This is a genomic window from Bradyrhizobium sp. LMTR 3 (genome assembly GCF_001693485.1).
In the GTDB taxonomy this organism is placed as follows: Bacteria; Pseudomonadota; Alphaproteobacteria; order Rhizobiales; family Xanthobacteraceae; genus Bradyrhizobium.
The window spans coordinates 142,045-160,153 of the sequence record NZ_MAXC01000008.1; the positions used below are offsets into that span (position 1 = coordinate 142,045).

Consider the following 18,109-nt stretch of genomic DNA (forward strand, 5'->3'; position numbering starts at 1 on the left):
GCTCATGTAGATCAGCAATTAGATCGGGTGCGACATGGATTGCCCGAGCTGCGGCAGAATCAACCCAGAAAGTAAGAAGGTCTGCGGCGACTGCGGTGCGCCGCTATTTTTGCGCTGCTATGCGTGCGGAGCCGACAATCCGTCGGGCAAAAGGTTCTGCGGCGACTGCGGCGAAGCGCTCATGCCGACGGGAACTGCGCGACCATCGGTAGCGGCCCAAGCGTCCACGTCCACCGTAGCGCGGGTCACGAAGCCCTCTTCCGTGTCATCCGCGCCAAGTTCTTCCGCGGAGCGCCGCCAACTCACAGTGATGTTCTGCGACCTCGTCGGCTCGACGGCGCTTGCGACAATGCTAGACCCGGAAGATTTACGGGAGGTCATCGCCGAGTACCGCGACGGTGTGGCGGCCATTGTCCGCAAGTACGGCGGCACCATCAGCCGCTACATCGGCGATGGCATGCTGATCCTGTTCGGTCATCCTTCAGCGCACGAGGACGATCCGGAAAGTGCGGTGCGCGCCGCGCTTGAGATCGCCGCGGCCCGGCACGCGCCGAGCGCCCCACCGGATCTCGAGCTGCGGGTTCGCCTTGGGCTCGCGACTGGTCTGGTTATCGTCGGGGACCTCATCGGCAGTGAGGCCGTCGAGCCGCAGGCGGTGCTCGGCGAAACGCCGAATCTGGCCGCCCGACTGCAAGCGCTCGCCGAGCCCGACGGGGTGGTAATCGCCGAGGACACGCGGCGACTCATCGGCGGGCTCTTTGATTACGAGGATCTCGGCGTGGTGACGCTGAAGGGCTTCGCCGCCCCGGTGCGCGCCTGGCGGGTGCTGCGCGAGGGAAGGGCGGAAAGCCGCTTCGAGGCCTTCCACGCGGCGGCGCTCACGCCGTTGGTAGGGCGCGAGGAGGAGCTCGAGCTGCTGGTGCAGCATTGGCAGCGGGCCAGGACGGGCACGGGCCAGGTGGTGTTGCTGGCGGGCGAGCCGGGTATTGGCAAATCGCGCCTCGTCGCGGCTCTGCAGGAGCGCATCGAGGGCGAGCCGCACACTCGCTTGCGGTATTTCTGCTCGCCGCATCATCAGGACAGCGCGCTTTATCCGTTCATTGCTCAGCTGCAACGAACCGTCGATTTCGAGCGCGAGGACACGCCGGAGCACAGGCTCGACAAGCTGCAGGCGGTGCTATCCCCGGCATTGCCGCCTGACGAGGATATCGCAATCCTCGCCGAGCTGCTCTCGATTCCGGCCGGTGGGCGATATCCGCCGATTGCGCTCACGCCACAGCGAAAGAAAGAGAAGACTTTCGATGCCCTGTTTCGGCAGCTTGAAGGTCTGGCCCTGCGACATCCAATCATGATGGTCTTCGAGGATGCGCAATGGATCGATCCGAGCTCGCGCGAGTTGCTGGACCGGACCATCGATCGAGTGGCGACCCTGCCGCTGCTGTCGCTGATCACCTTCCGCCCCGAGTTTCGGTCCGTATGGAGCGGAAAGTCACATGTCAGCACGTTGGTTCTGAACCGTCTTGATCATACGGCGGGCGCCGCGCTGATCCGGAGCATGACTGGCGATCGGTGGCTGTCGCCCGAGCTCGTCACTGAGATCGCCGAGCGAACGGACGGTGTGCCGCTGTTCGTCGAGGAACTGACCAAGGCTGTGCTCGAAGCGGGTGCTGCCGGGGTCGAGCGCGCCGTCTCCACTGCGCCGCTCCCGGGGCTCGCGGTCCCGCCCACCTTGCACGCTTCGCTGATGGCGAGGCTCGACCGCATCGGCACGGTCGCCAAGGAAGTCGCACAACTCGGCGCGGCCATCGGCCGGGAGTTCTCCTACGATCTGCTCGCCGCCGCCGCGCGGCGGAGCGAGAGCGAGCTGCAATCGGCGTTAGACCGGCTGATAGATGCCGGGTTGGTGTTTCGGCACGGCGAACCACCCGAAGCCAGTTTCCTCTTTAAACACGCATTGGTGCAGGACGCGGCATATGGCACGCTGCTGCGGGGCCAGCGTCGTGAGTTGCACGCCCGTATCGCTGGCGCGCTGGAGGAGAAGCTGGCGACAACGGCCGAAGCGCAACCCGAGATCCTCGCGCACCATTTCGGAAATGCCGGTCTAATCGAGAAGGCGGTTTCCTATTGGCAGGAGGCCGGCGAACGCTCCAAGGCGCGCTCAGCCACTGCAGAAGCGATCAGACAGATGCGGAAGGCGCTCGATCTGTTGTCCCATCTACCGGACACCGCCGAGAGCCAGCGCACCGAAGTCCAGCTTCAACTCGCTATCGGCGGCGCGCTGATCGCCGCGAAGGGCCATGCGGCCGAAGAGACCGGAAAGGCCTACGCTCGGGCGCGTCGTCTCTGCGAACTACTGAACGACACGCCAAATCTGCTCAAGGCGTTGTGGGGCGAGTTCGTTCATCACCACGTGCGCGCCGAGACAAAACTATCGCATCGCGCTGCCGAAGAACTGCTCGAATTGGCCGGACGACAAAACGACAGGGCCGCCTTAGTGGCCGGCCATCGGGCGGTCGGCGATAGCTGGCTGCATCGCGGAGAGTTACGTTTGGCGCGCGCGCATCTCGAGCAAGGGCTCGCACTTTACGATTCCACGCAGCATCGATCTCTGACGCTTCTGTTCGCCGAGAACGCCAGCGTGGCGATGCTCTCCTTCCTGTCACTGACTCTCGGGCTGCTAGGCTTCGTCGATCAGGCCCGGGCGCGGAGCAGGGAAGCCCTGGCAGAGGCACGCGAGCTGTCGCACCCCATTAGCCTCGCGTTCGCGTTAAGCGTCGCCTGCCGGCTGTATTTCGTGCTCGACGATGCACGGACCGTGCGCCTGCTCGCGGATGAGCTGATTGCGCTTACTACCGAGCAGGACTTTGCCTTCTTTCTCGCGATGGGAACGGCGTATCGCGGCTGGACCTTGGTCGAGGCTGGCGAATCAGACGCCGGGATGGATTTGCTGCGGCTCGGGATCGAGGGATTCCAAGCATCCGGCGCGGCGTGGACCCTTCCGTTTTACCTTGCGCTGCTTGCTACGGCGTACGTGAAGAAAGGGACGCCCGAAGACGGGCTCAGCCGACTATCCGAGGCTTTGTCTCTAACCGAGAAATCGGGCGTACGGTGGTTCGAGGCCGAACTGCGATGTCGCCGAGGCCAGCTGTTGCGGACCACTCACCAGTACGCTGAGGCCGAGGCGGAGGCTGACTTGCTCGGTGCCATCGCGATCGCGCGCCAGCAGGAGGCGAAGCTCTGGGAACTCCGCTCCGCCATCAGCCTCGCCCATCTCTGGCGCGACCAGGACAGATGCGATGAAGCACGCGGTCTCCTCGCGCAGGTTTACGGTTGGTTCACCGAAGGCTTCGACACATCGGACTTGAAGAAAGCGAAGGCCTTACTCGACAAACTAAGTGCGTAGAAGCCCGTGCAATCGTCATTGACAGCCCGAATTCTGACTGCCTTGAAGCACACTAAGCAATGCTGCGGAGGAGCGGGCTTGATAGCTGCGCGGGACGACTTCCGAGTTTGGACCATCGCCGACATGACGATCCCGATGGGCAACGTCTGTTCTCGTGGGCAGAACGGAGGTGCCGGAGATGGGCTGTATGCCCCCTAGTGGACAAGCCGATCCGTCCGATTGGTGTGTGCTTCCCGGGATAGATCGGACATGGCGAAGTAAGCCGCCACTTCCGCTCAACTGACAATAGCCTGAAATTTTCGAACCAGGCCGGCTCCGCTGGCGTTCGAAAATTACTAGCACGCACAAATCCCGCACCTCGTGAACATAAAACATTTGACGCGCCGAATTTTCTCTGCGTTTAGATCATGACATTCGTCGCGGGCGAGATTGCCCGCACTCTTGAGGACGTAATGCGCAACGCACGCACACACATCGCAGAGACTGCCGCCCGCGTCCGGCCGCTTATTCGGCTGGCCGATTGGTCGTGCATGTCCGTGATGATGTGGGGCCCGAACCTTCAGCTCGATGCGGGGCTGATCCGCAAAGCAAGAGTGTAACTCTCGGCGCAGGGCCGCTCCCTCCGCCGAACCGGCAGGAGGGCAAGATGAACGCCCGCAACGACGTCAAGAGACCATCCGATCAGAGCTTGGACGCGTGGCCTCTACTGGCAGCGGCGCAACGGCGATTTGCCGCGCGGGTTGATTTTCTCGTGGCTCGCTGGCTCGAGCGCTGCGCCACAAACGCCGAGGCCGCACAGCGGTTATTAAGAACCGATCGGAAGCCCGCACCTGAGTTCGGGATGGGCGTGAGCCTTGTCGTTCCATCTCCACGTTGGGATGAGTCCCCATGACAATGGCGTTCGGCTATCGCACCATCGATCCAATAGGTTCGGGTTCCAGCATGTCTCATATATGCCGCACTGCAGACCTATCCGTCGAACGTGTTTGATCTGCCGCACTGTAGACGTATTCCGACGGTCATGCTCACGGCGGGTCTGAGGGGAACGCGAAGCAGTTTACTGCCTCGTTTCTTCTAACCTGGAGGAAAAGTACCGTGATGAAGACTGTGATTGTTGTCGGTGCAACGCTTGCCGTGGTGACTGCCGCTAGTGCTGCCGACATTCCGCGCCGACAGCCCGTCTATCAGACGGCCCAAATCGGCAAGATGCCGATTGGCAAGACCCCAATCGGGAAGACCCCAATCGGCAAGACACCTGTCGCGCCGCCGCGGCCCTATGCGCGGTATTGATTTAAGGTCTCGCGGAATCTGACCTTATCGTCGACAGTTGAAGGGCGAAGCGTGGCAAACAAGCCGAAGAGGTTGGGAATATGCCTGCTTGCGGGATTCACACTCTCTGTCTTGCTCCAGTGCAACATCCAATCGGCTTCTGCGCGTGAGGTTGATACTCGCGCCCGCTCGGAACGTTTCATTTCCCAGAAACGGGAGCTCCACAAGCGCGCCGCCACCGCGAACGCGCTTGTTTCCAATGAGGCGCCGATTGAATCGAAACCGGCGCCACAGTCGAATCGAAAGCCGGGATCGGGATCAGCAAAGGGCCCGTACTACGTTGATTTCCGAGCCAGGACGGCGGCGAGCTGGGGACACGCTTTCGTCTGGTTCGGGAAGACAAGCGAGCGAGCAGTTGAAGTCGCGGGCCTCACCCCTGCGGGAGACACTGCAGCTTATGTACTTGGTCATTTGCTGTGGGTGCCGTCCGAGACCACGGCAAGCTATGGCGATCTTGATCCGCAGTACTTGACCGCCAGTTACCGGGTTTACCTGAATGAGCCGGACGCAAAACGGGTTTTCGCATACATCAAGAAACTACAGGCGAACTCACCAGTCTGGAACGCCGAAACAACCAATTGCACGGCGTTTATCGGTGACATCGCGGAGTTCATGGGACTAAAAGTTCCTCACCGCTGGCAGCGCCCTGAGGAGTACGTCAACAATCTCAAGGCGATGAATAGCGGGCGCCAGATAGTCCGCCTGTCGTCAGAACAATAGCTCGCGTTCGTCCTCCCGCTCCAGCCAGACCGGCGCCTGATCCAGGCGCTAGACAGCCTCAGCCCTGTACAGCGTATCGATTGTAACGATGCCGATCGCGCGTGAGACGCAAGGGCAGATCTTGCGGTTGTCCTGCTTCTGCTGATCGCTGAAGAACACGTCCCGATGGTCGATCTCGCCCTCGACGGCGACGACGTCGACGGCGCAGACGCCGCATTCGCCGCGCTGGCAGTCCGATATCACCTCGAAGCCGGCGCCGTTAAGCGCATCCAGCATCGAGCTGTTCGGCGGCACGACCAGTTCGGTGTCCATATCCTTCAGCCGCACCCGGAATTCCGCTGTCGGCTTCAACCCGCTGGAGCCGAAAGTCTCGTAGCGAAGATCGGCGGGCGCGCGGCCTAAGTCATTCCAGATACGCCGCGCAGCTTCCAGCATCCGCATCGGCCCGCAGATGACGGCGATGGCGTCGTCCGGCAGGGCGCGGAAGGTGGCTTCGAGATCGAGCCGCGCGCCTTCATCGGAGGCGTAGACGTTCAGCCGGTCGCCGAGCAGCGCCGAGAGTTCGTCGAGGAAGGCGGCATCGCCGCGCGATTTCACGGCATGGTGCAGCGGGGCGTCGATATTTCTGCGGCGGAGTGCGGCCGCGATGCCTGTCATCGGCGTGATACCGATGCCGCCGGCGATCAGGCAATAGTTTCGCCGCGTCCAATCGAGGTCCAGCAGCGAGCTCGGGTTGCAGGTTTCGATCCGCGCGCCAGCTCGCAAATTCCACATGCCGCGCGAGCCGCCGTGGCTATCCGGTGCCAGCCGCACCGCGATGCGATACGTGCCGGCGTCGTCGTTTTCCACCAGCGAATAGGAGCGCCGCGCCGGCTGTCCATCGATCAGCACGGAGACACCGATATGGCTGCCTGCCGGGTAGGGCGTGATATGACCGCTTTCAGGACGCAGGCGGAATTCGCGGATCGTCGGCGTCACGTCGCGGATAGATTCGATGGTGCACCAGCTCCATTGCTCGGCAAAACGCATGGGCTACCTCTATTCGACTGGCGATTTCAAAAGGGCGAGCGCGGGCAGCAAATCGAGATGCGTGCGGTTTCGGATCGCGAGCCGCAGGTTGCGCGCGGCGAGGCGGGAATGTTCGCGCATCACGGCTTCGGCCCGCGCGCCCTCGCGGTTCTCGATCGCATCGACCACGACGCGGTGATGATCCTGCCCGATCAGCAGAATCTGATGCGCTTCCGGCAGCGCCGACTGCGCCATCACGAACGCGCTTGGCGAAGCGAACGGCAGCGCCGAGACGCGGTCGATCTCCCGGATCAGCGGCGCGCTGGCAGACAATTCGTTCAGCAGCGCGTGAAACCGCGCGTTCATCGTCACATAGGCGGAAAAGGCTTCGACCGAAATCGGGTCCTGCCGAACCAGTTGGTCGAGATCGGCAAGGCACTCCTTGAGCGGCTCGAGGCTGCGCGCGCCGACGCCGCGCTCGGCCGCAAAGCGCGCGGCGAGGCCCTCCAGCGTGCCGCGCAGCTCGATCGAATCCAGAATGTCGCGCTCGGTGAAGGCTTTCACCATGAAGCCGCCGGAAGGAATCGCCTGCAGCAGGCCTTCGTCCTCCAGCCGGACCAGCGCCAGCCGCACCGGGGTCCGCGACACGCCGGTGATGTCGACCGCCTGCAATTCGGAGATGCGCTCGCCCGGTCGCAGCCGCCCGGACAGGATCATGTCGCGCAGCGCGAGCTGCGCCCGCACGGTCTGCGACACGGAACGTTCGACGTCGCGCTCGCTCATTTCCTCACTCCGCAGCCTGCATGGTCTGCGGTGTGCTCTCGCGCGCCACCATCCGGTCGATCACGCGCCGCGCCCACATCGCCCCCGCATCGATGTTGAGATTGTAGAACGTGCGATCCGGATTCTCGTCCATCGCGCGCTGCTGCGCTTCGAGGATGATTTCATCCTCGTGGAAGATGTTCGACACGCCTTCGCGAATTTCGGTGGTCAGTTTCTGTTCGGTCGTCCGGTAATTGCGGACGAAGGCCCAGAAATAATGACAGGTGGTGTCGGTTTCCGGCGTCATGGTGTTGAGCACAAAGCCGTTGACGCCCTGCGAGCGGTCGCCTTCCGGCGCGCCGGTGCCGGCGGGCGCGACGCCGACGTCGATATTGACGGTGCCGGGCGCCTGAAAATGGATGATCTGCCAGCGGTCGACCGGTCCGGGCTTTTGCAACTGCGCGGCCCAGAACGGCGGCGCGTCGATGCCCTTCATCCAGCGCGTCACGGTGACCGTTTTGTCGCCATGGGTGACGTCGAACGGGGCTTCGGCGACGTGATCATTGCCGATGCTGGAGCCATGCACGAAGGTCTCGTGGGTGAGGTCCATCAGATTATCGACCACGAGGCGGTAGTCGCATTTGACGTGAATGGTCTTGCCGTCGCCCGCCCAGGCCGGATCGTCGTTCCAGTGCATGTCAGGCACCAGCGCGGGATCGGCCAGTGCCGAGTCGCCCATCCACAGCCAGATGAAACGGTGGCGTTCGATCACGGGGTATGAGCGCACGCAGGCGGACGGGTTGATGGTCTCCTGCGAGGGCATGTAGGTGCAGCGGCCCTGCGCGTTGAACTTCAGCCCGTGATAGCCGCAGACCACGGTGTCGCCGTCGAGCCGTCCTTTCGAGAGCGGCACCAGGCGGTGCCAGCAGGCGTCCTCGAGCGCGCAGACCCGCCCGTTGGACTGGCGGTACATCACGACATGCTTGCCGCAGATCGTACGCGGAAACAGCGCGCGCTTGATATCGACGTCCCAGGCGGCGGCGTACCAGGCATTGAGCGGGAATGAGGACGGCATGGCTGCACTCCTTGTTGAGTGCAGTATGTATACAGAAAACGCGGAGAGCTTGCAAATGGTGCGATATAAAGGTGTTAAATTACCGCTAAAGTATACATCTGTTCTGTGAATTATCTCATTTCGCCTGCTCCCGGTTTGCGATCACCTGCCGCAAAACAATGCGGAGATAGGAGGCGCGATGTCATCGCAAGTATTGGCCCTCAGGCTTTTCGACCTCATACAGTCGCACCGTGTGACCGCAGTGATCTACGTCGCCGCCAGACTCGGGCTCGCCGAGTTGTTGAGCTACGGGCCGCAGACGGTCGGCAAGCTCGCCAAGGCAACCGGGGCAGATGAACGGGCGCTTGGCCGCCTGCTCACCGCACTCTCCACCCTAGGCATCTGTTCGCGTAGCGGCGAAGATCGCTATGCGTTGACGGACATGGGGGCCTGCCTCGACAGCTCCGCAAAGCATTCGGTCAAGGGCTGGGCAATCCTTGAGACCGAACTGCTTGCAAAATCCTGGAGCGGAATGCTTGAATCCATCATGACCGGCAAGACCGCAGCGCAACTGCAAGGCGTCGATGACAGCTTCGAGTTGATGGGCCGGACGCCAGAGATTGTAGACAAGTTCAACGTGGCGATGGTGGAGCTTACTCGTCTTGTGACACCGGATGTCCTTCAGTCCTATGACTTCAGCGGGATACGCCGTTTGATGGACGTGGGCGGCGGATCCGGCGAATTGCTCGGCGCCATCGCGCAGCAAAACCGGAACCTGCGCGGAACTGTTTTCGACCTTCCGAGATGTGCCGAGGCCGCGAGCAGGCATCTCAGGCAGATCGGTGTCGATGACCGCGTGGAATTTGTGGCCGGCGATTTCTTCGAGGCCGTGCCGGCGGTCGCCGATGCGATCATTCTCAAGAGCATCATTCACGACTGGGATGATGCGCGCAGTATCGCGATCCTGCAAAACTGTCGCAAGGCGCTCCCGGGCGAAGGCAAGCTGCTTCTGGTGGAGCGGCTGATGCCGGAGACGCCAACCATGGCGGACGAGGACAGAGAGCAGGCGCTGAGTGATCTGAACATGCTTCGCGGGCCTGGAGGGCTCGAGCGCACCGAGCGACAGTACCGCGAATTGCTCGACCAGAGCGGCTTCGATCTGGTCACGAGTTATCCGGCCGGCCGCTTCAATCTGATTGAGGCGCGTGTTGCCTAGGGGACGCCGGGTGAGGGCCCGGATCGGTCCGCAAACTCGTCATGCCGGGCTTGCCGCCTTCTAAAGCTTGGCGACAAGCCCGGCCATGACCGGTGGAGAGTTGCGCATACCGCGTGAGGTGAGCACGCTGCTCAGGCTCCCTCCCCCCTTGCGGGGGAGGGCTGGGGAGAGGGGTAAGCCCCGGGCGAGATGATCGATAAGCGCACGGCTTTCTCAATCACGGTCATTCGTCGAAAAGACCCACACGGAGAGAGCATGCCGTGCGGCACCCCTCTCCCTAACCCTCCCCCGCAAGGGGGGAGGGAACCCTATCGCCGGTGCATCCCTCACAGCATTTGATACCGCTCACCCAGCGCCAACCTCAGCCGTAAACGAACGCCTTGTCCTTGAGGTCGATGGCCGGAAACTCATCCTTTTCCGCCCAGTAGTCCTGGTTGTGCTGCCATTCCGGCTTGTCGCCGCGCTTGGGCAGCAGATGCATGCCGCGCATCATGTAGCCGGGATTGAAATTCTCCGGATCGATCCACGGCAACAGCGGCATGTTGTGGTCTTCGGGACGAAGCTGCGGCGTCACTTTTTTCACGCCGGTCTCTTTCATGTGCGTGAGCAGCCGGCAGACGAAGTCGGCGACGAGATCGACGCGCAGCGTCCAGCTCGCGCGGAAATAGCCGAATACCCAGACGAGGTTGGGTACGCCGGTGAACATCATGCCGCGATAGGTCACGGTATCGGCGAAGTCGAGCGGCTTGCCATCGATGGCAAACTCGATGTCGCCGTTGGCGCAGAGGTTGAAGCCGGTCGCGGTAACGATGATGTCGGCTTCCAGCTCCTTGCCGGATTTCAGCAGGATTCCCTTCTCTGTGAAGCGGTCGATCTCGTCGGTAACGACGGAGGCCTTGCCGGACTTGATGCCCTGGAACAGGTCGCCGTCGGGAATGAAGGCGATGCGCTGCCGCCACGGCCGGTATTTTGGCGTGAAGTGGGTTGCGATGTCGTAGTCCTTGCCGAGATAGGCTTCGACCGCCGACAACAGATCCTTCTTGGCCGCTTCCGGCTCATTGAACGTCTTGCGCGTGAACGCGTCCTGATCGAACAGGATCTTTCGCCGCGTGATTTCGTGAATCCAGGTTTCGTCGACCTGTAGTTTCCGCAGCTCCTCGGCGATCTCAATCGCATTGCGCCCGGTGCGAAAATACGTCGGCGAACGCTGCAGCATGGTGACATGGGCGCAGTCGGGAGCCAGCGCCGGGATCAGCGTCGCCGCGGTAGCACCCGAGCCGATCACGACGACGCGCTTGTTCCTGTAATCGAGGTCTTCAGGCCATTTCTGTGGATGAACGATCGGGCCCTTGAACTTGGCCATGTCCTTCCACTCCGGCGTATAACCCTCGGTGTGGCGGTAGTAGCCCTGACACATCCAGAAGAAATTGGTGGTGAAGCGCAGCCTCTCGCCGGTGTCGGTGCGCGTGGCCTCGATGGTCCAGAGGTTTTCCTCGCTCGACCATTTCGCTGAAGTGATGGTGTGCCGGTAGCGGATGTGCCGGGCGAGATCGTTCTCCTCGATCACCTCGCCCATGTATTTGAGGATTTCCTTGGCACTGGCGATCGGCGCAGTGGTCCACGGCTTGAAGCGGTAGCCGAAGGTGTGGAGATCGCTGTCGGAGCGGATGCCGGGATAGCGATGGGTGGTCCAGGTGCCGCCGAAGGTTTTTTGCGCTTCGAGCGCGACGAACGTCGTTCCCGGGCACTGCGTGGTGAGGTGATAGGCCGCTCCCACGCCGGAGATGCCGGCACCGGCGATCAGGACGTCGAAATGCTCGGTCGTGCGGGGTGACGCTGCGTCGATCTGGCTTTGAACGTTCATCTTCCCTGTTCTTTTTTCGTTGGTGTTTTGCGAAAAGCAAAACGCCAGAACCTCAGGTTCTGGCGTCGCGGTCGTCGGCGATTACACTTCGCGTCGGCTGAGGAACGCCAGCCGCTCGAACAGGTGCACGTCCTGTTCGTTCTTCAAGAGAGCGCCGTGCAGCGGCGGAATCAGCTTGCGCGGATCGCGCTCCCGCAGCATTTCCGGGGTGATGTCCTCGTTCAGCAACAGCTTGAGCCAGTCGAGCAGCTCCGAGGTCGAGGGCTTCTTCTTCAGACCCGGCACTTCGCGCACCTCGAAGAAGATGCGCAAGGCTTCCTCCACCAGGCGCTTCTTGATGCCGGGGAAGTGCACGTCGACGATCCGGCCCATGGTGTCGGCGTCGGGAAACTTGATGTAATGGAAGAAGCAGCGGCGCAGGAACGCGTCCGGCAGTTCCTTTTCGTTGTTCGAGGTGATCATCACGATCGGGCGCAGGCTCGCCTTGATGTTCTCGCCGGTCTCGTAGACGAAGAACTCCATGCGATCGAGTTCGAGCAGGAGGTCGTTCGGAAACTCGATATCGGCCTTGTCGATCTCGTCGATCAAAAGCACCGGGCGCTTGTCGTGCGTAAACGCTTCCCACAATTTGCCGCGCTTGATGTAGTTGGAGATGTCGGAAACCCTGCTATCGCCGAGCTGGCTGTCGCGCAGCCGCGACACCGCGTCGTATTCGTATAGGCCCTGCTGCGCCTTGGTGGTTGACTTGATGTGCCAGGTCAGAAGCGGCGCGCCGAGCGCCTTGGCGACTTCCTCCGCCAGCACGGTCTTGCCGGTGCCGGGCTCGCCCTTGATCAGCAGCGGGCGCTCGAGCACGATCGAGGCGTTGACGGCGACCTTGAGGTCGTCGGTGGCGACATAGTCCTTGGTGCCGGTAAATTTCATCTATCCGTTTGCCTTGTTGTTCGTTCGTCAGCCGCTCGCGGCCTGAACAGTAAACGACCGCCGGTCCGGCGGTCGCGATTGGAGTTGCTGCGGCTTCGTCAGCGTCTGATCAGCGACAGGATCACCAGGATGATCACCGCGCCGATGGTGGCGTTGACGATATCGCGGACCCAGCCAGCGCCGAGGCTGACGCCGAGCTGCGGCAACAGCCAGCTCGCCAGCAGCGCGCCGATGATGCCGATCACGATATTGCCGATCAGCCCGAAGCCTGCGCCGCGCACGATCAACCCGGCAAGCCAGCCCGCAATACCGCCGATGATCAGCGCCGCTACGATTCCCATTGAATTTCCCCTGCCGGAATAAGCCTTTTACAGGTCAATTGTAATTGAAAAAGCCTCCCGGTCTAGGCCTGACAGCTATGCGCCGGCCTTTGGCACGCGCGGGCCCTTGACGTGTGCGGCGGGGCGGGCAATCTGTATTCCATGTTCCTGCAATTCTTCACATCGTTGCGCGACGCGCAGGTCCCGGTGACGCTGCGTGAATATCTGACGCTGATGGAGGCGCTCGACGCCGACCTTGCCGATCAGACGGTGGAGAATTTCTACTATCTCTCCCGCGCCGCGCTGGTAAAGGACGAGCGCAACCTCGACAAGTTCGACCGCGTCTTCGGCACCGTGTTCAAAGGGCTGGAAAGCCTGCTGGACGCCATGGAGAAGGCGGACATTCCCGCCGAATGGCTGAAGAAGCTCGCGGAAAAATACCTCACCGAGGAAGAGAAGAAGCAGATCGAGGCGATGGGCTGGGACAAGCTCATGGAGACGCTTCGCCAGCGCCTGAAGGAACAGCAGGGCCGCCATCAGGGCGGCAACAAGTGGATCGGCACCGCCGGCACTTCGCCGTTCGGCGCCCATGGCTACAATCCCGAAGGCGTCAGAATCGGGCAGGAGAAGAACCGCAACAACCGCGCCGTGAAGGTGTGGGACAAGCGCGAGTTCAAAGACCTCGACGGCAATGTCGAGCTCGGCATCCGCAACATCAAGATCGCGCTGCGCCGTCTGCGCAAATTCGCCCGCACCGGCGCGCCCGACGAACTCGATTTGGACACCACGATCAGGGAGACCGCCAACCACGGCTATCTCGACGTGCACATGCGCCCCGAGCGTCGCAATGCGGTGAAGGTTTTGGTGTTCTTCGACATCGGCGGCTCGATGGATTCCCATATCGAGCAGGTCGAGGAGTTGTTCTCGGCCGCGAAGTCCGAGTTCAAGCACATGGAATATTTTTACTTCCACAACTGCCTCTATGAAGGCGTGTGGAAGCAGAACAAGCGCCGCTTCACCGACCGCACGCCGACCTGGGACGTGCTGCATAAATATCCGCACGACTACAAGGTGGTGTTCGTCGGCGACGCCTCGATGTCGCCGTATGAGATCATGGTGCCGGGCGGCTCGGTCGAGCATGTGAACGAGGAAGCCGGCGCGGTCTGGCTGGAGCGCATCACGCGCACCTATCCGCATACGGTGTGGCTCAATCCGGTGGCGCAGAAACACTGGGACTATTCGGAATCCACCACCATCATCCGCCGGTTGCTTTCGGATCGCATGTATCCGATCACGATCGAAGGCTTAGAGGCCGCGATGAAGGAATTGGTGCGGTAGTTCTACCTCGTCATTCCGGGGCGCGCGCAGCGCGAACCCGGAATCCAGAGATTGGTTTACTCGCTCGAGATTCCGGGTCTGGTCCTTAGGACCATCCCGGAATGACGGCCAAGAAACTTCAAGGAGTGCAAATGCCCCAGACCATTCACCGCGGCATCAAATCCCTGATCGATGAAGCCAATGCCGAGATCGAGACTGTCAGTGCCGCTGAGGCCATCAAGGCCGCGCAGGATCCGGGCGTCGTGATCGTCGATATCCGCGATCCCCGCGAGATCGAACGCGAGGGCAAGATTCCCGGCGCGTTCTCCTGCACCCGCGGCATGCTGGAATTCTGGATCGATCCGCAAAGCCCCTATGCCAAGCCGATCTTTCAGGAAGACAAGAAGTTCATCTTCCATTGCGCCGGCGGCATGCGCTCGGCGCTCGCGGCCAAGACCGCGCAGGACATGGGCCTGAAGCCGGTTGCGCATATGGGCGGCGGCTTCGCCGCCTGGCGCGACGCCGGCGGCCCGGTCGAGAAATGGGAGCCGAAGAAGAAGGCTTAAGTTTTTCCCGCGTCATTCCGGGGTGCGAAGCGAACCCGGAATCTCGAGATTCCGGGTCTGGTCCTTCGGACCATCCCGGAATGACAGCAAGGATTTTTGCATTATGCCCACCACCACTGACCCGCTCGTCTCCACCGACTGGCTCGCCGCGCGCCTGAACGATCCCAACGTCAAAATCGTCGATGCCACGTTCAAGATGCCGGGCGTGATGCCGCTGCCGAAGGACGACTATCTCGCCGCGCATATTCCGGGCGCGGTGTTCTTTGACGTCGATGCGGTGTCCGACCATTCCAATCCGCTGCCGCACATGTTTCCGTCCGCCGAGCAATTCGGCCGCGACGTCGGCGCGCTCGGGATCGGCAATGACGACACCGTCGTGGTCTATGATTCCGGCGGCTGGGTCGCCGCACCCCGGGTGTGGTGGATGTTTCTGTCGTTCGGCAAGGACGTGCGCGTGCTCGATGGCGGCCTGAAGAAGTGGGTCGCGGAAGGCCGCAAGGTCGAGAGCGGGCAGGGGACGCCGAAGCCTTCGACGTTCAAGGCGACGTTCGATGCGCGGCGCACGCGCAGCATGCAGCAATTGGTCGAAAACCTCGCGACCCGCGCCGAGCAGGTGATCGATGCGCGCGCCAATGAACGCTATCAGGGCAAGGTCGCCGAGCCGCGGCCGGGACTTCGCTCCGGCCACATCCCCGGCAGCCTCAGCTTGCCCTACAACAATCTGTTCGATGCCGCGACCGGGACGATGAAGCCGCTCGATGAGTTGCGCGCGGCGTTCTCAGGCGCCGGCGTGAAGCTCGATGCACCGATCGTGACGAGCTGCGGATCCGGCGTCAGCGCCGCCGTGCTGACGTTGGCGCTCTATCGTCTCGGCGTCGAGAACCCGGCGCTGTATGACGGCTCGTGGACGGAGTGGGGCGCGGCCGACGGTCCCCCGGTTGCGACCGGCCCGGCCTGATCCTTAAATTTTGGATGCTACCTCGTTGCGGGCGTGACGGGGAACGGTAGGAACGGATTGGGTTGCTGCTGCTGCAGGGTCAGCTCTGCCTCACGTACCAGACGCGCGCGGCGCGCCGCCGCAATTCGCCGCTTCTCGCGAGCCCGCTGTGCGGCAAGCTTCTTGATTGCGGTGCGGTCCGGCTTCGCGTCCGTGGTCGTGGCCGATGTCTTTTCATCGACGATGACGGCAGGACCGCCGAGCGTCGCGATCCTGGTCACAGCGGCATTGTCTTCAAGTGACGGCGCCGCGGGAGGCGAGGCGGCAGCAGCGGCTGGATCCGGCGTATCAGGGACGGTGGCGAGCTTGACTTCCGCACTGGGAGCGGGCGCCTCGGTTTGGGCCGCGGAAGCCGGAGCAACCGGTGTGCCCGCAATCATCTCCGTCGCCGGCACTTCCGGCTTGGCGGCTTCGGTCGGCATCGGCTCTGCCGGCGTCGCCGCAGCCAGTTGCTCGGGCTCCGCCGGACTGACGTCTGGAGACTGCACGGTCGATGCCGCTGCCTCCGAGGCTGCTTCCGGGACGGCGGCGGCCGCGACATTGTCGGCCGGCCTATCCGCGACGGATGGGTCGACGCGCATCAAAGCCAAGCTCGGCAGCGGGTCGTCGCTCTGGCGGGCGAACATCGGCTCGGGTGCCGCCCGTCGCGAGGGAAGATTGGCAAATTCCTCATGCGCGGCCCGCAACAGGGCAGCAGCGCCAAGACCAAAAACCAGAATCGACGTCGACAGTACAATTGCGATGAACAAGAAACGAAAGCCGGGAAGCATGGACCAGGGTTCCACCCTCCTTGATCTCTGAAGGGTTATTGCTTGCCAAGGGAACGCGGTGACCACTGTGAGAGCCGGATGCGGCGGGGTGCGGCGCGCGCGAATCAGGCCGATTTGAGAGTATCTCAATGCCCGGCGGCTTTTTGTTACAAAATCTGCGGTTCGACGTCGCGCACCACCCGCCGACGGCGATTTCCGCCGTCCTGAGGCATCTTTGCCGCAGCTTGGCTGCGATCACAAATGACTGGTTGGGCCGAATTTCGCGGATTTGTCTTGAATGCGCCGCGATCTTCCGTCATCTGCCGTTAACCGTCCGGTGGGGCTTGGGGTCTATACAAAGGCGATGATGAACAACCGCATTTTGACGATTTGTGCCGCCATTGCCGCTGGCATGGCTGGAACCTCGCTCGCCCATGCGCAGAGCTATCCGTCAGCTCCCGGCCAGGTCTATTCGACAGCTCCGGGACCGTACGTGCACGGTGGCTATGCGGTTGACGAACGCCGCCCCGGCGAACCTGATTTCGACGCACTGGACGACGACGAGACGCCGAACGCGCCGAGTTCGGCCGCGTTGCCGCCGCCCGGCCCGGTGCTGTCACCCAACGATCCCCGCTATGGCCGCCCGGCGCCCGCCCCGGTCTATTCGGACCGCGGCGCCCCGATGCCCACAGGCCCGATCCTTTCTCCTGATGACCCGCGCTATGGCCGCCCGGCCACCGCCGCGGCACCTACCGGCCCGATCCTTTCGCCCGACGATCCGCGTTACGGCCGTCTGGCCGGTCCGCCGCCGGTGATCTATGCGGACCGTCCGCCCGGTTCGCAGCAACAGGTCTATTCGGATCGCGGCGATAGCCGCATTCCCGGCGCCGGCATCGTCTATCCGAACGACGACGGCCTGCGTCCGCCGGGGGCCATCAGCGCCGCACCGGCGGCCGCGCCCGCCGCCACTGGCGCGCTCCCGCAGTCGCAGCAACCCGCCGTTGGAGCTGACGGCAAGCCGGTGCAACTCGCCGCCCTGCCGCCGGAAGAGCAGCCGGAAGTCGGCCCTGCGCAGCTTCCACCGCATCTACGCCGCCAGGAAGTGGCCTTCACGACCAAGGAGCCCGCGGGCACCATCGTTGTCGATACCGCCAATACCCACCTCTATTACGTCCTCGGTGGGGGACGTGCGATCCGCTACGGCGTCCGCGTCGGCCGCGACGGCTTCACCTGGAACGGCGTGCAGAAGATCAGCCGTAAGGCCGAGTGGCCGGACTGGCATCCACCGACCGAGATGATCGAGCGCCAACCCTATCTGCCGCGCTTCATGGCCGGCGGCCCCGGCAATCCGCTCGGCGCACGTGCAATGTATCTGGGTTCGACCATCTATCGCATCCACGGCACCAACCAGCCTTCGACGATCGGCAAGTTCGTCTCCTCGGGCTGCATCGGCATGCTGAACGAGGACGTCTCCGACCTGTTCGAGCGCGCCAAGGTCGGTACCCGCGTGGTGGTGATGCCCGGTGGCCCCCCGCCCGCCAATACCGCAAGCGCGTCGGCCGCTCCGCCGCCCGCCGCTGGCCCGGCTGCCGCAGCAGCCCCCCGACCGGCTCAGGCCCAACTGGCGCCCGCTTCCGGTGCGCAGCCGGCGGTGGTGCCGCCGCTGCCCGCGCCGGTCACGATTCGGTAAGGCTCTCAGCCACAACGACGTTTCGAAGGCGCGCCACGGCGCGCCTTTTTTGTTGTCGATCCGCGCGATGCGGCTTGGCCTTTGCGGAACAAGTCCGGATGGACAGGGGGCCTTCAGCCACATTCGCGCGCTTGAATTCACATTTCCTTCGATTACCTGCCGGCCAGAATTGTGGGGCAGTAGCAGGAGG

The 18,109-nt window shown here is 62.9% G+C and carries 15 protein-coding genes; 8 read left to right on the forward strand and 7 right to left on the reverse strand.

Annotated elements, in window-relative coordinates:
- The first annotated feature begins 34 nt into the window (after positions 1 to 34).
- The 3 genes from LMTR3_RS07395 (at position 35) to LMTR3_RS07410 (ending at position 5,452) form a co-directional block, all read left to right on the forward strand.
- The gene (locus tag LMTR3_RS07395) at positions 35 to 3,403 is read left to right on the forward strand and encodes an adenylate/guanylate cyclase domain-containing protein (protein ID WP_084029461.1); all 3,369 of its coding nucleotides are present in this window, start codon (positions 35 to 37) and stop codon (positions 3,401 to 3,403) included.
- A gap of 1,098 nt (positions 3,404 to 4,501) precedes the next feature.
- Positions 4,502 to 4,693: a hypothetical protein gene (locus LMTR3_RS07405; RefSeq protein WP_065744433.1), complete on the forward strand. Its 192-nt coding sequence runs from the start codon at positions 4,502 to 4,504 to the stop codon at positions 4,691 to 4,693.
- 51 nt (positions 4,694 to 4,744) lie between these two features.
- Positions 4,745 to 5,452 (forward strand): hypothetical protein, encoded by a 708-nt coding sequence (locus tag LMTR3_RS07410; protein ID WP_065744434.1) that lies wholly within the window; start codon positions 4,745 to 4,747, stop codon positions 5,450 to 5,452.
- Between the two features lie 48 nt (positions 5,453 to 5,500).
- On the opposite strand, the gene LMTR3_RS07415 is transcribed toward LMTR3_RS07410, so the two are convergent.
- From LMTR3_RS07415 to LMTR3_RS07425, 3 genes are read right to left on the reverse strand one after another with little or no spacing between them, the layout of a single operon-like run.
- On the reverse strand, positions 5,501 to 6,481 hold the full coding sequence (locus LMTR3_RS07415; RefSeq protein ID WP_065744435.1) for a PDR/VanB family oxidoreductase: 981 nt from the start codon (positions 6,479 to 6,481) through the stop codon (positions 5,501 to 5,503).
- A gap of 9 nt (positions 6,482 to 6,490) precedes the next feature.
- The gene (locus LMTR3_RS07420) at positions 6,491 to 7,243 is read right to left on the reverse strand and encodes a GntR family transcriptional regulator (RefSeq protein ID WP_065744436.1); all 753 of its coding nucleotides are present in this window, start codon (positions 7,241 to 7,243) and stop codon (positions 6,491 to 6,493) included.
- Positions 7,244 to 7,247: 4 nt separating this feature from the next.
- The gene (locus LMTR3_RS07425; protein ID WP_065744437.1) at positions 7,248 to 8,297 is read right to left on the reverse strand and encodes an aromatic ring-hydroxylating dioxygenase subunit alpha; all 1,050 of its coding nucleotides are present in this window, start codon (positions 8,295 to 8,297) and stop codon (positions 7,248 to 7,250) included.
- Positions 8,298 to 8,475: 178 nt separating this feature from the next.
- Here LMTR3_RS07425 and LMTR3_RS07430 point away from each other — a divergent pair, with 178 nt between their 5' ends.
- Positions 8,476 to 9,492 (forward strand): methyltransferase, encoded by a 1,017-nt coding sequence (locus LMTR3_RS07430; RefSeq protein ID WP_065744438.1) that lies wholly within the window; start codon positions 8,476 to 8,478, stop codon positions 9,490 to 9,492.
- A 361-nt stretch (positions 9,493 to 9,853) separates the two neighbouring features.
- On the opposite strand, the gene LMTR3_RS07435 is transcribed toward LMTR3_RS07430, so the two are convergent.
- From LMTR3_RS07435 to LMTR3_RS07445, 3 genes are all read right to left on the reverse strand, one after another.
- On the reverse strand, positions 9,854 to 11,356 hold the full coding sequence (locus LMTR3_RS07435) for a flavin-containing monooxygenase (protein WP_065744439.1): 1,503 nt from the start codon (positions 11,354 to 11,356) through the stop codon (positions 9,854 to 9,856).
- Between the two features lie 81 nt (positions 11,357 to 11,437).
- Positions 11,438 to 12,280, reverse strand: a complete 843-nt coding sequence (locus LMTR3_RS07440) for an AAA family ATPase (protein ID WP_057850028.1) — start codon at positions 12,278 to 12,280, stop codon at positions 11,438 to 11,440.
- Between the two features lie 98 nt (positions 12,281 to 12,378).
- Entirely contained in the window at positions 12,379 to 12,621 is a 243-nt protein-coding gene (locus LMTR3_RS07445; RefSeq protein WP_065744440.1) for a GlsB/YeaQ/YmgE family stress response membrane protein, read from the reverse strand.
- A gap of 141 nt (positions 12,622 to 12,762) precedes the next feature.
- On the opposite strand from LMTR3_RS07445, the gene LMTR3_RS07450 reads away from it, so the two are divergent.
- The 3 genes from LMTR3_RS07450 to sseA all read left to right on the forward strand — a co-directional run bounded on the left by LMTR3_RS07450 (position 12,763) and on the right by sseA (position 15,441).
- Complete coding sequence (locus tag LMTR3_RS07450) at positions 12,763 to 13,938, forward strand: vWA domain-containing protein (RefSeq protein ID WP_065744441.1); 1,176 nt, start codon at positions 12,763 to 12,765, stop codon at positions 13,936 to 13,938.
- Between the two features lie 131 nt (positions 13,939 to 14,069).
- Positions 14,070 to 14,483 (forward strand): rhodanese-like domain-containing protein, encoded by a 414-nt coding sequence (locus tag LMTR3_RS07455; RefSeq protein ID WP_028347037.1) that lies wholly within the window; start codon positions 14,070 to 14,072, stop codon positions 14,481 to 14,483.
- Positions 14,484 to 14,586: 103 nt separating this feature from the next.
- Positions 14,587 to 15,441: a 3-mercaptopyruvate sulfurtransferase gene (gene sseA / locus LMTR3_RS07460; RefSeq protein ID WP_065744442.1), complete on the forward strand. Its 855-nt coding sequence runs from the start codon at positions 14,587 to 14,589 to the stop codon at positions 15,439 to 15,441.
- Positions 15,442 to 15,458: 17 nt separating this feature from the next.
- On the opposite strand, the gene LMTR3_RS07465 is transcribed toward sseA, so the two are convergent.
- Positions 15,459 to 16,229: a hypothetical protein gene (locus LMTR3_RS07465; protein WP_176721830.1), complete on the reverse strand. Its 771-nt coding sequence runs from the start codon at positions 16,227 to 16,229 to the stop codon at positions 15,459 to 15,461.
- Positions 16,230 to 16,593: 364 nt separating this feature from the next.
- On the opposite strand from LMTR3_RS07465, the gene LMTR3_RS07470 reads away from it, so the two are divergent.
- Positions 16,594 to 17,919, forward strand: coding sequence for a L,D-transpeptidase family protein (locus tag LMTR3_RS07470; protein WP_065744471.1), 1,326 nt, complete (start codon positions 16,594 to 16,596; stop codon positions 17,917 to 17,919).
- Positions 17,920 to 18,109 lie beyond the last annotated feature (190 nt).